The organism is Polynucleobacter sp. MWH-UH25E (assembly GCF_018687095.1).
GTDB lineage: Bacteria > Pseudomonadota > Gammaproteobacteria > Burkholderiales > Burkholderiaceae > Polynucleobacter.
In genome coordinates this window covers 1,873,779-1,887,782 of record NZ_CP061286.1, presented here as the reverse complement: position 1 = coordinate 1,887,782, position 14,004 = coordinate 1,873,779, and the positions used below count along the sequence as shown (strand labels likewise).

The 14,004-nt window shown below is 45.0% G+C and carries 12 protein-coding genes, 1 other RNA gene, 1 pseudogene and 1 riboswitch; of the genes and pseudogenes, 10 read left to right on the top strand and 4 right to left on the bottom strand.

The window, feature by feature from the left end; genetic code table 11:
• The first annotated feature begins 14 nt into the window (after positions 1 to 14).
• The 6 genes from ICV39_RS09645 to ICV39_RS09620 all read left to right on the top strand — a co-directional run bounded on the left by ICV39_RS09645 (position 15) and on the right by ICV39_RS09620 (position 6,993).
• Entirely contained in the window at positions 15 to 923 is a 909-nt protein-coding gene (locus ICV39_RS09645; RefSeq protein WP_215389863.1) for a LysR family transcriptional regulator, read from the top strand.
• A gap of 129 nt (positions 924 to 1,052) precedes the next feature.
• On the top strand, positions 1,053 to 2,357 hold the full coding sequence (locus tag ICV39_RS09640) for a malonyl-CoA decarboxylase domain-containing protein (RefSeq protein WP_215389862.1): 1,305 nt from the start codon (positions 1,053 to 1,055) through the stop codon (positions 2,355 to 2,357).
• A gap of 133 nt (positions 2,358 to 2,490) precedes the next feature.
• A complete protein-coding gene (gene dctP, locus ICV39_RS09635; protein WP_371816538.1) occupies positions 2,491 to 3,564 on the top strand; it encodes a TRAP transporter substrate-binding protein DctP in 1,074 nt (357 codons plus the stop codon).
• A 1-nt stretch (position 3,565) separates the two neighbouring features.
• Positions 3,566 to 4,072: a TRAP transporter small permease gene (locus ICV39_RS09630; protein WP_215389861.1), complete on the top strand. Its 507-nt coding sequence runs from the start codon at positions 3,566 to 3,568 to the stop codon at positions 4,070 to 4,072.
• Positions 4,073 to 4,074: 2 nt separating this feature from the next.
• Positions 4,075 to 5,433 carry a TRAP transporter large permease gene (locus ICV39_RS09625; RefSeq protein WP_215389860.1) on the top strand — a complete coding sequence of 453 codons (1,359 nt, stop codon included), beginning with the start codon at positions 4,075 to 4,077 and terminating at the stop codon, positions 5,431 to 5,433.
• Positions 5,434 to 5,469: 36 nt separating this feature from the next.
• Positions 5,470 to 6,993 (top strand): malonyl-CoA synthase, encoded by a 1,524-nt coding sequence (locus tag ICV39_RS09620; protein WP_215389859.1) that lies wholly within the window; start codon positions 5,470 to 5,472, stop codon positions 6,991 to 6,993.
• Positions 6,994 to 7,005: 12 nt separating this feature from the next.
• On the opposite strand, the gene ICV39_RS09615 is transcribed toward ICV39_RS09620, so the two are convergent.
• The 4 genes and pseudogenes from ICV39_RS09615 to ICV39_RS09600 form a co-directional block, all read right to left on the bottom strand.
• On the bottom strand, positions 7,006 to 7,824 hold the full coding sequence (locus tag ICV39_RS09615) for a sulfite exporter TauE/SafE family protein (RefSeq protein ID WP_215389858.1): 819 nt from the start codon (positions 7,822 to 7,824) through the stop codon (positions 7,006 to 7,008).
• Positions 7,825 to 8,043: non-coding RNA, 6S RNA (ssrS, locus tag ICV39_RS09610), on the bottom strand.
• 99 nt (positions 8,044 to 8,142) lie between these two features.
• Positions 8,143 to 8,358 (bottom strand): annotated as a pseudogene (locus ICV39_RS10130) (cell division protein ZapA); the annotation flags it as partial.
• Positions 8,339 to 8,611 carry a hypothetical protein gene (locus ICV39_RS09600; protein WP_215389857.1) on the bottom strand — a complete coding sequence of 91 codons (273 nt, stop codon included), beginning with the start codon at positions 8,609 to 8,611 and terminating at the stop codon, positions 8,339 to 8,341. The gene ICV39_RS09600 and the pseudogene ICV39_RS10130, both read right to left, overlap by 20 nt.
• A 115-nt stretch (positions 8,612 to 8,726) precedes the next feature.
• Positions 8,727 to 8,958, top strand: a riboswitch (cobalamin riboswitch).
• A 133-nt stretch (positions 8,959 to 9,091) separates the two neighbouring features.
• Here ICV39_RS09600 and ICV39_RS09595 point away from each other — a divergent pair.
• From ICV39_RS09595 to oxc, 4 genes are all read left to right on the top strand, one after another.
• Complete coding sequence (locus ICV39_RS09595) at positions 9,092 to 11,095, top strand: TonB-dependent receptor (protein ID WP_215389856.1); 2,004 nt, start codon at positions 9,092 to 9,094, stop codon at positions 11,093 to 11,095.
• 68 nt (positions 11,096 to 11,163) lie between these two features.
• On the top strand, positions 11,164 to 11,370 hold the full coding sequence (locus ICV39_RS09590; protein WP_215389855.1) for a DUF5522 domain-containing protein: 207 nt from the start codon (positions 11,164 to 11,166) through the stop codon (positions 11,368 to 11,370).
• A gap of 81 nt (positions 11,371 to 11,451) precedes the next feature.
• Positions 11,452 to 12,069, top strand: coding sequence for a Crp/Fnr family transcriptional regulator (locus ICV39_RS09585; RefSeq protein WP_215389854.1), 618 nt, complete (start codon positions 11,452 to 11,454; stop codon positions 12,067 to 12,069).
• A gap of 214 nt (positions 12,070 to 12,283) precedes the next feature.
• On the top strand, positions 12,284 to 13,993 hold the full coding sequence (gene oxc / locus ICV39_RS09580) for an oxalyl-CoA decarboxylase (protein ID WP_173955477.1): 1,710 nt from the start codon (positions 12,284 to 12,286) through the stop codon (positions 13,991 to 13,993).
• Positions 13,994 to 14,004 lie beyond the last annotated feature (11 nt).

Below are 14,004 nucleotides of genomic sequence, written 5' to 3'. Positions count from 1 at the left end.
ATCGAGAGGCCGGCATGATGTATGAAGAGGTAACTCTAAGGAAGCTCGAAATTTTGTGCTCTTTCATACGCACAGGAAGTTTAGTAAAAACAGCTGATGAATTGCAATTAAGTTCAGTTAGCGTTCACAAGGCTTTACATTCTCTAGAAACTGCAATCGGTTGCCCACTATTTGTAAAGGAGGGGAGGCAGCTAAAGCCCCTGCCTGCAGCTCTTTATCTAGCAGAGGGCGGTATTGAGGTGTTGGAGGAGCTTGATCGGGTTTTAAAAAAGACTAGGGCTAAGGCTGGTCTTGAGAGCAAGCAAATTCGTCTAGGCTCAATGTACTCTCTTACAGCAAATATTATTCCGCGGGTAATTATGGGAACCAAAGTCAGACGCCCTGATTTGGATATTGATCTTTATTTGGGATCGAATGCGGATCTGATGAAAAAATTACACGAGGGTGATGTGGATGCCATTGTGATCGCGGTACCAAATAATGGTGAGCTTGATGGAATTGAAATTGTGCCCTTATTTGAAGATCAGCTTTACTTAGCTTCTTCAAAGAACAAGAAGCCCAAACAGGGCAGTGTGGATCTATCGAATTACGAACATGAAAAATTTTTAACACTCCAAGATGGTTTTGCTACCACCTCTGGTTTCTATGACGCATTTGGGCTTGCCCGAATTACTCCAAACGTAGTTATGAAGGTGGGGGATATCTTCACCTTAATGAATATGGTGTCAAATGATATGGGCCGCTCTTTATTGCCGGGAAGGGTAAAAGCGCTGATGGGAGACGCGCTTGACTTCACCCCATTGGATCCAAAATATCAAGTGACCCAACGAATTGCCTTAATGTACCTTCAGGCTAATGAATCAAACCCCAATATTTTGGCTTTAGCCGCTGAAGCCCGTATGTTGCAACGCAAAATAAAATAGATTTCAGTCATTTCAGCATATATCATTAACTAAAAGTTAATGAAAATAGACTTCAGTTAATTGATTCCTGTATTGAGCGGGAATACATTTTCAACTACATCAATGAATTCTCTTGCTAGGTGAAGATCCATGCTGGAAAAGTTGGCAAAAGCACGTTATTTCTCTCGCGTCACTGGCGCGGTTAATCGACTCATCTCCGAGAGGGGGGAATCGAATGCTCTTAGTATGGCTGACGATGTATTTAATAACTATCGCAAGCTGACCAAAGATCAGCATCAGAAGTTTTTTACTTTCTTGTTTGAAAAGCTGAATCCAGATCCAGCAGCAGTAATGGCTGCAGCTCAAAACTTTGCTAGTGAAGCAAATGCGCGTAACTATATTAAGTTACAGCGTGTGACTGAACCGCCAAGACAGGAATTATTCCGCCGCTTAAATCGTGCAACTAATGGTACCGCGGGCTTAGTTGCCATGCGTCGTGATTTATTGCAGTTACTAGATAAGCAACCAGAATTGACTGCTGTCGATTTTGATTTACGCCATCTTTTATCTTCTTGGTTTAATCCTGGTTTTCTAAAGATGCATCGTGTTGATTGGAAATCCCCTGCTGAAGTGCTAGAGAAGTTAATTCAGCACGAGGCGGTGCATGCCATTGACGGCTGGGACGATCTGCGTAGGCGCTTACAGCCGGACCGTCGCTGCTTTGCTTTCTTTCATCCGCAGTTACCTAATGAACCCCTGATCTTCGTTGAGGTTGCTTTACTTCCTGAAATTCCAGCAGTCATTACGCCCTTAGTGGATAAAAAGGCGGAGACTGTACACCAGACATCTCAATACAAAGTTGCAGCCTTCTATTCAATTAGTAACTGTGAGCCGGGATTGCGTGGCGTATCCATGGGCAATTTCTTGATCAAGCGTGTTGCTGAGCAATTGCATGCTGAATTCCCAGGTATTAAAACCTTTGTAACACTCTCGCCTATCCCTGGATTTATTGATTGGGTTGCCGCAGGCGCTGACATAAGCGATGAAAAAACAGGCGTTCAATTAAAGCCGGCTGTTCGATTGGCTCGAGAGCAGTCTTTGGAAGTATTAAATCTAGCCAATCGATCTTGGACGGAGCGACTCAGCGCTGGATGGCATCCTGACAATGCGACAGAAAAAGAAAAATCTGCATTGTTGTGTCTTGCAAGTATTTATCTAGCCTTGGGATCTGCTGGTAGAAACGGCAATCCTGTTGCTAAGTTCCACCTAGGTAATGGCGCCAAGCTACATCAAATTAATTGGGCGGGAGATTTGTCTCGCAAAGGATTGCGTCAGTCTGCCTCTTTGATGGTCAATTACCTATACGATTTATCTTCCGTGGAAGAAAATCATGAGCGCTTTACCCATGGAGAAATTGATTATTCCCGTGCGGTGGGGCGCTTGATGCAGGTCTGATTTGCCGTAGAAGGTATTTAGGAGGAGCAGTCAGAGCAGAATCCCAAAGAGTGATTCGCTTTAGAATAGAGAAAACTGGGCGCCAAGATCCAGACAATAAATAGTAAAAGAATGAACTAATGAGGAGATCAGCATGAGCAACAAATTTCATTTGAATGCAGGCCAATCAAAGCCAAATACCATTCGTCGGCAATTATTGGCTGGATCAGCCGCTTTGCCCTTGGCGGGAGTGATGGGTTACGGCTCAAATGCAGCTGCCCAGGGCGCGACTAAGACATTGAATATTTCTCATCAATTTCCTGGTGGAACTATTCAGGCAGGTGATTTCCGTGACCGTTTGTGTAGAAAATTTGCTGAATCTGTAGAAAAGCGCACTAAGGGCGCATTAAAGTTCCAGATTTATCCAGGCTCATCATTGATGAAGACCAATGCGCAATTTAGTGCAATGCGTAAGGGTGCCTTGGATATTTCATTGTTTCCAATGCCGTATGCGGGCGGTGAAGTACCAGAGTTAAATATTGGATTAATGCCAGCATTGGTGAGTAGCTACGAGCAGGCAGCCAAGTGGAAGACTGCTGAAGTGGGTCGCATGTTGACTAAGGTTTTGGAAGACAAGGGAATCATTCTGTTGAGTTGGGTTTGGCAGGCGGGCGGTGTTGCCAGCCGTTCCAAGTCGATCGTAAATCCTGAGGATGTCAAAGGCTTAAAGATCCGTGGTGGTAGCCGTGAATTTGATTTGATGCTAAAAGCAGCCGGCGCTTCAGTGATCTCTCTACCATCTAATGAAATTTATGCCGCAATGCAGACTGGTGCAATGGATGCAGCGTATACCTCTTCTACTAGCTTCATGTCATTTAAGTTAGAGGAGTTGGCTAAAGCGTTTACAAGCGCTCGCCAAAAATCCTATTGGTTCATGCTTGAGCCTTTGATGATGTCTAAACAAATTTTTGACTCTTTACCAAAAGACCAGCGCGATGCATTGATGGCGGCTGGTGCTGAAATGGAAAAATTTGGCATGGATGCAGCAAAGGACGACGACAAGACTGCAGCCTTGGCCTATGCAAGGGCGGGTAGCAAGGTGTCTGATGTGGATGCCGCTGTTGTGGATAAATGGAAAGCAATTGCTCGTGATACTGCATGGAAAGATTACTCAGAAAAGAACGAAAGTTGTGCGGCATTACTTAAAGCTGCGGAAAAAATAAGCTGATATGAGTGAGCTCTTGCAAGCGACTGACCGCTTTATGTCAGGCATTAATCGATTGATGGTCTTTTTAGGATCATTGGCCTTGGTAGCAGCCTCAGTAATTTTGAGTTACAGCGTTGCCTCTCGTGCTTTTTTTGGAGCCACAACAGATTGGCAAGATGAGGCTGCGGTTTTCTGCTTAGTGGGCGCGACATTTTTGTGTGGCGCTTATGTGCAGCAAATTAGGGGGCACGTAGGTATCTCTGCGATCTCGACAATGCTTCCTAAGGCGGTCAACCAGGTCAGAGTCTTGCTGATTGACCTTGCGTCTTTTGCTTTTTGTGCATTCTTTGCTTGGAAGTCATGGACTTTGTTTCATGAGGCTTGGGTGGACGGGCAAGTTACCTCATCCTCATGGGCGCCACCTTTGTGGATTCCGTACATCATGATGTCGATCGGAATGACTTTATTGGCATTCCAAATTTTGCTCCAAGCGTTTGGAGATGTAGTTAATCCAAACAAAGGGGAATAAGCATGTCTATCATGATGCTCGGGTTGTTATTCGGCGTAGTCACTTTGTTGATTATGTTCTCAGGCATGCCAATTTCATTTGCACTTGGCTCTGTCGCAGTTGTATTTATGTTTTTCTTCATGCCGGCCTCTTCCTTAGATACGGTTACTCAAAACGTATATGAAGAGATGGCAAGTATTACGTTGCTTTCGATTCCACTATTCATTTTGAAGGGCGCAGCTATTGGTCGATCACGCGCTGGTCAAGATTTATACGAGGCATTGCATGTATGGTTGGGCAAGGTTCCTGGCGGACTTGGCGTTGCAAACGTGTTGGCTTGTGCATTATTTGCGGCAATGGCGGGTTCAAGCCCGGCAACTTGCTCAGCAATTGGCAGCGCTGGTATTCCAGAGATGCGTAAGCGTGGGTATTCTTCTGGCTTAGCCGCAGGAATTATTGCAGCCGGTGGAACGCTTGGTATCTTGTTGCCTCCTTCCATCACCATGATTCTTTACTCCGTTGCTGCGGAGCAATCGCTGGGTCGTTTATTTCTCGCTGGTATTGGCCCTGGTTTGATGTTGGTGGTCTTCTTCTCCATGTATACCGTGTATCGTTTCCGCAAGGAATACAACATGGCTCTACATGCAGTAGAGAAGGGTGCTCCTAAGCAGGCAATTTTGGAGCGACAGACTTACACCATGCAGCAGAAAATGAGTTCGCTTCCTCGCGTACTACCATTCTTAGTTTTGCTGATTGGTGTGATGGTTGCTTTGTATGGAGGTTATGCAACCCCATCTGAAACTGCGGGCCTTGGCGCGATTTTGGCTTTCGCCTTGATTGCGGGTATCTACAAGATGTGGCGCGTCAAAGATTTATCCCCATTGCTTAATGCCACCATTAAAGAATCCACCATGCTGATGTTCATTATTGGCATGTCTTTATTGTTCTCAAACGTCATGAGCCACTTGCATTTGAGTCAGTCAGCGGCGCAAGCCATTGTGGATCTTGGTTTGGGTAGATGGGGTCTCTTAACCGCCATCTTGATTCTGGTGATTATTTTGGGATTCTTCCTGCCGCCAGTGTCGATTATTTTGATGACTGCGCCTATCTTCTTGCCGCCGTTGCGCGCCGCAGGTTTTGACTTGGTATGGTTTGGCGTAGTCATGACCATTGTGATGGAGACAGGTCTGATACATCCACCGGTTGGCCTCAATATCTTTGTGATTAAAAATATTGCACCCGATATCTCTCTAAATGAAATCATTTATGGAGTTCTGCCATTCGTTGTGATCATGATTCTCTCTGTTGTGCTGCTCTGCTTTATGCCAGAGATTGCCACCGGTTTGTCTGACTACGTTATGGGGCCAGCAAGGGTTCATTGATTTAATTGAAATAACTGCATTCACTAGGACTACTTCATGAATTTGTATTCGGTATTGGAAAAAGGCTTTCCAAAAGATAAATCAGCCTGCGCCATTGAGACCCATGATGGCTTGTATTACTCATGGAGTGATTTGGAGCGCGCTACAGCCAAGCTGGCAAATTTATTAAAGAGCCTCAAGCTTCCAGTAGGCTCTCGAGTTGCGGTTCAAGTTGAAAAATCTCCTGAGGCTTTATTCTTGTACTTGGCTACTATCCGTGCTGGTTATGTCTACTTACCGCTCAATACAGCCTATCAAGCGGCTGAGATGCAGTACTTTATTGAAAACGCTGAGCCCGCGCTAGTAGTTTGCAGTAGTAAGAATTACTCTTGGGTATCAAAGGTTGCATCTAAAGCGGGCACTAAACATGTTCTAACCTTAGATGACAATCGAACAGGTACCTTGCTTGAGAAAGCAGGTAAGTTAAGTGATGCATTTCAAACGGTTGTCACAAAAGATGATGACTTGGCTGCCATCTTATATACCTCTGGTACTACTGGCCGCAGCAAAGGCGCGATGCTGACCCATAAGAACTTGTACAGCAATGCTCAAGTATTGCAAAAGTATTGGGGGTGGGTAAAAGGTGATGTGCTTTTGCACGCTTTGCCAATTTTCCACGTGCATGGCTTATTTGTGGCGGCGCATGGCGCTTTGATTAACGGTAGTAAGATGATTTGGTTGCCACGTTTGGATGTGTCGCAGTTAATTCATCACATGCCTAAGTCAACGGTATTGATGGGTGTGCCAACTTTCTATGTGCGCTTATTGGCGGACAAAGGGTTTAACAAGAGAGTAGCGCGCAATATGCGTTTGTTTATTTCAGGCTCAGCGCCATTGCTAACTGAAACGTTCAATACCTTTAAGAAGGTGATTGGCCAGCCTATATTAGAACGTTATGGCATGAGCGAGACCGTGATGTTGGTATCGAATCCATACAAAGGTGCACGCGTAGGCGGATCAGTTGGTTTGCCATTGCCGGGTGTAAAAGTGCGAGTGGTGGACGATAAAAACAAACCATGCGGCGTGAATGAAATTGGTAGCATCCAAGTAAAAGGCCCGAACATATTTAAGGGTTACTGGCGCATGCCAGAAAAAACCGCTGAAGAATTTACCAAAGATGGTTGGTTCAAGACAGGTGACGTGGGTCGCTGGGGTGGCGAGGCCAATGGCGGTAAAGCTCCAAATGATTACCTGTGCATTGTTGGACGCAGTAAAGACTTGATTATTTCTGGTGGATACAACGTGTATCCAAAAGAAATCGAAGGCTTTATTGATGATATGGATGGTGTGGATGAGAGCGCGGTAATTGGTATTCCACATCCTGATTTTGGTGAGGCGGTAATGGCAATCGTTGTTCCGAAGAAGGGCGCTAAGTTAAATTCTGAAGCGATGATCGCAACCCTGAAAACTCAGATCGCCAATTTCAAGATTCCAAAGCGTCTAGAAATTGTTGCGGACTTACCCCGCAACGCAATGGGTAAAGTGCAGAAAAATATTCTGCGTCAGCAATACAGCAGCTAATTTAATCGCTGTTTAGAAGCCAAATGCCTTGCGGCTTTCATTAAACATGAAGGCTGCAAGGAAAAACAGCATGATGCCAAAGACGCGCTTGAGTTGAGCGACGTTAAGTTTTCTGGCCATCTTGGCGCCAAAGGGTGCCGTAAAGATACTCACAATCACAATACAAGCTACCGCAGGTAAGTAAACAAATCCCAATGAACCTGATGGAAGGTTAGGATTACCCCAGCTTCCATACATATAGCCGAGAGTCGCGGCCATTGAAACTGGTAGCCCCAAGCCTGAGGATGTTGCCATTGCGGTGTGGGGTTTTACATTACACCAGAGCATAAATGGCACGGTAATAAAGGCGCCACCTGCGCCAACGAGGCTGGCCAAAGCACCTGCGAAGGTTCCAAAGGAGAAAAGTCCAATTACGCCAGGTAAATCTCTGCCTGCTGTAGGCTTTTTATTCAACAACATCTGAATCGATGTGTAAACAATAAAAATGGCAAAGAACAGTGAGAGCCAAGAAGTCTTCAATGCTTCAAATAATTCGCTACCACCAATGAGTCCGCCAAAAATCATTCCAGGGCTGAGTGAGGCGACCAACTTCCAATCAATCGAGCCGTGTTTGTGGTGGGCCCAAATAGCAGAAGAGGTGGTAAATAAGATGGTGGCCATGCCTGTAGCAATAGCCATGTGCACAATTACTTCTTGATTAAAGCCAAGGTGATTAAATACAAGAATCATGAACGGCACTAAGATCATGCCGCCACCAATGCCAAGAAGTCCCGCTAAAAATCCAGAGATGCTTCCGCATAGCATCAGCATCAAGATATCGCTTAGTAACATGAATTCCCCGCCTTAGCCGCTAGGCCGTTATCCTGAACCCAAAGGTTCAAGGTGGAACGGCTACTTTGCTTCGGGTGCATTAAGGAGTTCAGGGAGAAACCAAGTCTGAGTTGGCACTGTGAACTCGCAAAACGCTCACGCCCACAAGGTAAAGATCGTTCCTGATGCTTGCGCATCGGTTCAAGGAACTATTGGCCTTGGCGAACCAGGCAGGGAAAGGGTTTGCATCAAAGTATCTACTTGTTCCTCAAGATCACGAATCTCCGCTTGAAGACGAGAAACTTCATCAGAGCTGACATTAGAGGAAGTGCTTTGTTGCGTTGAACTATTTTGTAGCTTGATTAGATCGCCAGCGATTTTGAGTGCGGCCATCATGCTAGCGCGCTCAATGCTACGATTGCCACCACTAATTGCAAGTTGAATTTGTTCATCAACTAATACACAGGCTGCACGAAGCAGTGGTTCATGTTCAGCGCTGGTAGCTAAAGTGATCTTCTGACCGGCAAGAGTTACTTCAATGCGTTGTTGGCTCACTGTCGTCCTCTGGATTGGTTGTTGGAATTGTTTCGCCAAGTAAGTTCAGTTGGCGTCCATCGTTTTGCTCAGGCAAGCGACTCAAGATCCGTTGCACACGTTTTTGAGCATCTTCAATCTTGCCCTCAAGTTGAGCACGACTCTGAGTCAGATTACGCACGGCATCTTGAACAAGAGAAATCTTCTCAGACAAGCGCTGAAGTGACGCGCTTAAGTCATCAAGACTTGGGGGTGGGGAGGTTGGCTCGCTCATATGGGCATTGTAGCCTCAGGCGAAAGTTAGGGCGACAGTGGCTAATCAAGCCAGATAAAAAGGCTCTTGCTGCATAGATTCACTCAATATACAGTGAGCGCTTACCCGGTTTGTTAGAATTACAGACGATGATAGTGCTCGCCCTTATTAATTTAAAGGCAGTTAAACGGGAACTTGGAGTTTGAGAGAGTGATCTTGAGAGCGGCCAAACTGTCCTCGCAACGGTAAGTGAACGTATCTGAAGTTAGATGCAAGGCATTTGTAAATACCACTGAGCAAAAGTGCTTGGGAAGGTCAAATGTTTGAGTTCGCTAGTCCGGATACCGGCTTCAATGGGTGGAAATTACGAACGTGGGATTTTCGTGTGCCGATTATGCAGTAGCACTGCTATTGCCTTTCTTCGCATGCCTATTTCTGATTTCTGTTTTGATTTTGTTAACGAGGAGAGTTAACGAAATCGATATTTAAATATGGAATGCCATGCATTTTTTTAGCAAGAAGAAGCTTCACCTCATTTTTTCTGGGGCGGTATTAACGATTGCGTCACCAAACTTAATTGCGCAATCTAATCAACAAACCGTTGTTGTAACTGGATCTCGTTTTGAAGAGAACTTGAATGAAGTTCCTGCCGACATAAAAGTCATCACTCGAGATCAAATTGAGAATTCAACCTCAAATAACATTCCTGAAGTCTTATCCCAAATCGGGGGGTTAGATGTAAGGAGTACAAGCGGGAATCCACTGAATCTAGATGCCACAGTTGATATGGGTGGATTTGGGGCCACTGCGAGTAGCACTACGTTGATATTGATTGATGGTCAACGCTTGAACCCAATAGATTCGGGCACTATTAATTGGGAGTCAATTCCTATTGACTCTATCGAAAGAATTGAAGTTCTGCAAGGTGGCGCTAGCGTTCAGTATGGTAATGGCGCTGTTGGTGGCGTCATTAACATCATCACCAATGGCGGTGCGAAAAACTTAAATCAAGCATCGGTGACATATGGTAGCTACAACACTCTTATTAATAATGCAATTTTGCGTAATAAGTTTGACGACACAACCATTCAGTTGACAGCCAATACATCCAATACGGATGGTTGGCGTCAAAATTCTGCTGCGAATGCATATTCTTTTGATGCTAAGCTCACTCAAGCCTTGGGTGGTGAGGACAATGTGTACGCGGATATCTTTTTGAACCACTCTAATGCGCAAACTTCAGGCGCACTGCTTGGTCAGGCGGGGTCAGGAAACCCGCAGTCTGCGCGAGCAAGATTCATTGGTTCTACAACTGTCACCGATAACTCTGGAATTAGGGCTGGTTTTATAAAGGCAATTAGCGATCAAGTAACTTTTGATATTGATGGCACATATTCAAATAAGAATATGAATCAAAATTACCCATATGGTTCGGGTTACTATGGCCTTTATCCCAATTGGCAATTAGCAATTAATCCAAAGATAAAAGCTAACTTCGGCGCTTGGGGAACTACAGTTATTGGATACGACTTTAATCAAGCATCGCAAAGCTCCTCTTCGGGTAGTACTTTTAACAATACTAGCCTTCAACAGAATGTCAGTGTTTTAAATCAGTCGGTGTATTTAATTGCACGAATACCTTTGAGGCTTCTTGAGGGCTTAGAGGCGAGCGGTGGATTTAGGCATCAAGCTCAAAATGCTTCGACAAATGACTACTCAACTGGATCTACAGTCAGTGCAAGTCAAAAATATTCTGCAAATGCAGGAGATCTTGCTGCGAACTATAACTATCAGCCAGGTCAGAAGGTATTTATTAAATGGGATCAGTCTTATCGATTTCCAAATACTGATGAGTTCTGGGGGTTTGATCCAAATACATGGGCGCCAGTATTTAATGGCATCTTAAGGCCGCAAATTACACAAACCTATTCAGCGGGTGGGGATTGGAATATAAACAAGACCCACATTTCAGCTTCCGTATTTCAGTCAATTACTCAAAATGAGATTCGATTCGACCCAGAAACTAGTGTGAATTTAAATTCGACGGGCAATATTAATCGCACGGGTTTCGTGTTTGATGCATCCTCAAGTGTTATGAAAAATCTCACCTTGGCTGGAGGAGGTAAGTTGCAAAAATCTCTTTTTGCGGCCGGACCATATTCAGGTGCTGGAGTTGGTCTATCGCCAGACTTGTTGCTCAATGCCAGAGCCCAATATATGCTAAACAGTCAGTGGAATACTGGCTTAGTTGTTAACTATGTAGGCGGCCAAAATTATGATGCTTCGCCAACGGTTATTAACTCCCTAGCAAAAATGCCGTCTTATGTTGCTGCTGATGCCTATATCAACTACAACATAGACTCTTGGGATATGAGATTTACGGTTAAGAATATTGGGGGCAGTACGTACGCTACTTCGGGCGGGTATTCTTCAAGCAGTGGCTACTACTACTATCCAAGTACACCAACAACATATTTTGTGACGGCAAAGTACACCTTTAAATAAATCAGAGCTTAGTTAATTTTTGGCGACTTTTAATGAAGGCGACCTAGGGCGCTTTCATTTCTATCAATATGCAAAATATCAAGCAACTTCATGAGCAAGCATGCGCACTGGGCATGGACACTTATATTGATCCCACATCCGGATACCAAGTCCTAACAAGCAATGCTCTTCTAAAGCAGGGCAAATGTTGTGGCAATGCTTGTCGCCATTGCCCCTATGGACATATCAATGTTCCAAAGCCGAATGAAGGGTTCTCCACCCTTGAAATCAAGTAATTAATATTGCAACGCAGCAAAACCCAAAAGACTTGACGAAGGTCAATAAGCCTACAATAGAGCCTTAGGACAAAAAGATTCATGACCGCATTAGATAAGCACCCCGAAAAAAACCTGATTCGCCTTCAGTTGAGCCAAAACTGTGTACTAAATAGCTTGGATTCAGCTGCAATGGCGGATTTGGAGCGTCATTTAGAGATTTCAGATCTCAAAAAGTCTGAGATTTTGCTGCATCAGGGTGATCATCAGATGGAGCAGTACTTCGTGCTGGACGGAATCTTGAAGCGCATCGTTTCAAGCGCAGACGCTAAAGAGATGATTTTGCGTTTTTCCATTGAAAAAGATATTGAGACCAGTTACGCCGCATGGCGTCTAAAGACTGCGGCCCCTTACAGTATTGCCAGTGTCACTAAAGCTCGCGTGGCCCGCATGCCCCTTAAAAAGTGGGCGGAGTTTCTAGAAGAGCACAAGCCACTCAAAGAAAGCTTCGAGTTTGAGGTAATGCGCCTGATGAGCGAGATCATGGCTCACACAATTACCTTACACATGCTTGATGCCCCAGGTCGGGTAGAGCGTTTTCTCCGCAAGTACGAAGACCTCTTTGAGCTCCTCCCCAAGAAAGAGCTCGCCGCTTATTTAAATCTCTCTCCAGAGACTCTAAGTCGCCTTAAAACCAAGCATAAAGAGCTCTTTATTTAAGCCTTTTCTAAGAGGGTAACCCCCTTTGGGATCAAGGAATTGAGGGAAATTGACCGAAGTCAATGATGATCCCCACCCCCAAGCCTAATATTCACATCAGCCTAAGCGGGTCTCAAAACCCGTAGTGCGATTCATAACTTTATTGGAGACCGTAGCGCAAGCTAAATTGCCTTAATGAACATTGGGGCTACACCTGCAATTCACATACATAACTATGACAACAGATAATCAAAACACCCAGTTAACAGATGGCTTTCACCTCGTTATCGATGCGTTGAAAGCAAACGACCTCAACACTATTTTTGGTCTTGTTGGTATTCCAATTACTGACCTTTGCCGTTTGGCTCAGGCGGAAGGTTTGCGCTTCATTGGTTTCCGTCATGAGCAACACGCAGGTAATGCTGCGGCGATTGCTGGTTACATGACACAAAAGCCTGGTATTTGCATGACTGTTTCTGCGCCAGGTTTCTTGAATGGTTTGACTGCATTGGCTAACGCTACTGTGAACTGCTTCCCAATGATTTTGATTTCTGGTTCAAGCGAACGTGAAATCGTTGACTTGCAGCAGGGTGACTACGAAGAGATGGATCAGCTCAATGCAGCTAAGCCATACTGTAAAGCGGCTTATCGTATTAATCACATTGAAGATATCGGCATTGGTTTTGCTCGTGCGATTCGTGCCGCTGTATCTGGCCGTCCAGGCGGTGTCTATTTAGACTTGCCAGCGCAGTTGTTGTCTCAAACTATGCCTGTTGAAGAAGCTAAGAAGTCTATCTTCAAGGTAATCGATCCAGTTCCACGTCAGATCCCAGCTGCTGATGCGGTTGCTCGTGCATTAGATGTACTCAAAGGCGCTAAGCGTCCATTGATCCTCTTGGGTAAAGGTGCTGCTTATGCACAGGCTGATAAAGAGATTCGTGATTTGATCGAAAAATCCGGCATTCCTTACTTGCCAATGTCTATGGCAAAAGGTTTATTGCCAGATAACCATCCACAATCTGCTTCTGCAGCACGTTCATTTGTATTGGCTGAAGCTGATGCGGTGATGTTGGTTGGTGCGCGTTTGAACTGGTTGCTTGCTCACGGTAAGGGCAAGACATGGGGCAAAGATCCTAAGAAATTTATCCAAATCGATATTCAAGCAAACGAAGTCGATAGCAACGTACAGATCGCTGCACCATTGATTGGTGACATTGGTTCATGCGTTGGTGAACTCTTGAAGGGCATTTCTGCTGTTCCGAAGCCAAGCGCTGAGTGGATTGCTGCGATTACCGAGAAGAAAGAGAAGAACACAGCGAAGATGGCTGAGACATTGGCTAAAGAAGCAAACCCAATGAACTTCCATGGCGCATTGCGCGTGATTCGTGATGTAATCAAGAAGAACCCAGATGTGAACTTGGTTAACGAGGGCGCAAACACATTGGATTACTGCCGTGCAATCGTTGATATGTACAAGCCACGTAAGCGTTTTGACTCTGGTACTTGGGGCATTATGGGTATCGGTATGGGCTACGCAATTGGCGCAGCTGTTACTAGCGGCTTGCCAACAGTGGCAGTTGAGGGCGACAGTGCTTTCGGTTTTAGCGGTATGGAATTAGAAACCGTTTGCCGTTACAAGCTTCCAATCACAACCGTCGTGTTCAACAACAATGGTGTGTATCGCGGTACTGATCAAAACCCAACTGGTGGTGCGGATGTTGCGCCAACCGTGTTTGTTAAAGACGCGCGTTACGACAAGATGATCGAAGCATTTGGTGGTGTTGGCTACTATGTAACAACCCCAGCAGAATTAGAAGCAGCATTAACAGAAGCAATTGCTGCCGGTAAACCAGCCCTCATCAATGCTGTTATTGATGAGACTGCAGGTACTGAAAGTGGACGTTTAACAAACTTAAACCCATCTACAGCAGCTGCTAAGAAGTAATTTAATTAATT

Coding starts and splice junctions, on each gene's coding strand:
- ICV39_RS09620 (WP_215389859.1), top strand. CDS start 5,470: ATGAATTTGTATTCGGTATTGGAAAAAGGCTTTCCAAAAGATAAATCA.
- dctP (WP_371816538.1), top strand. CDS start 2,491: ATGAGCAACAAATTTCATTTGAATGCAGGCCAATCAAAGCCAAATACC.
- ICV39_RS09645 (WP_215389863.1), top strand. CDS start 15: ATGATGTATGAAGAGGTAACTCTAAGGAAGCTCGAAATTTTGTGCTCT.
- ICV39_RS09625 (WP_215389860.1), top strand. CDS start 4,075: ATGTCTATCATGATGCTCGGGTTGTTATTCGGCGTAGTCACTTTGTTG.
- ICV39_RS09615 (WP_215389858.1), bottom strand. CDS start 7,824: ATGTTACTAAGCGATATCTTGATGCTGATGCTATGCGGAAGCATCTCT.
- oxc (WP_173955477.1), top strand. CDS start 12,284: ATGACAACAGATAATCAAAACACCCAGTTAACAGATGGCTTTCACCTC.
- ICV39_RS09590 (WP_215389855.1), top strand. CDS start 11,164: ATGCAAAATATCAAGCAACTTCATGAGCAAGCATGCGCACTGGGCATG.
- ICV39_RS09585 (WP_215389854.1), top strand. CDS start 11,452: ATGACCGCATTAGATAAGCACCCCGAAAAAAACCTGATTCGCCTTCAG.
- ICV39_RS09595 (WP_215389856.1), top strand. CDS start 9,092: ATGCATTTTTTTAGCAAGAAGAAGCTTCACCTCATTTTTTCTGGGGCG.
- ICV39_RS09630 (WP_215389861.1), top strand. CDS start 3,566: ATGAGTGAGCTCTTGCAAGCGACTGACCGCTTTATGTCAGGCATTAAT.
- ICV39_RS09600 (WP_215389857.1), bottom strand. CDS start 8,611: ATGAGCGAGCCAACCTCCCCACCCCCAAGTCTTGATGACTTAAGCGCG.
- ICV39_RS09640 (WP_215389862.1), top strand. CDS start 1,053: ATGCTGGAAAAGTTGGCAAAAGCACGTTATTTCTCTCGCGTCACTGGC.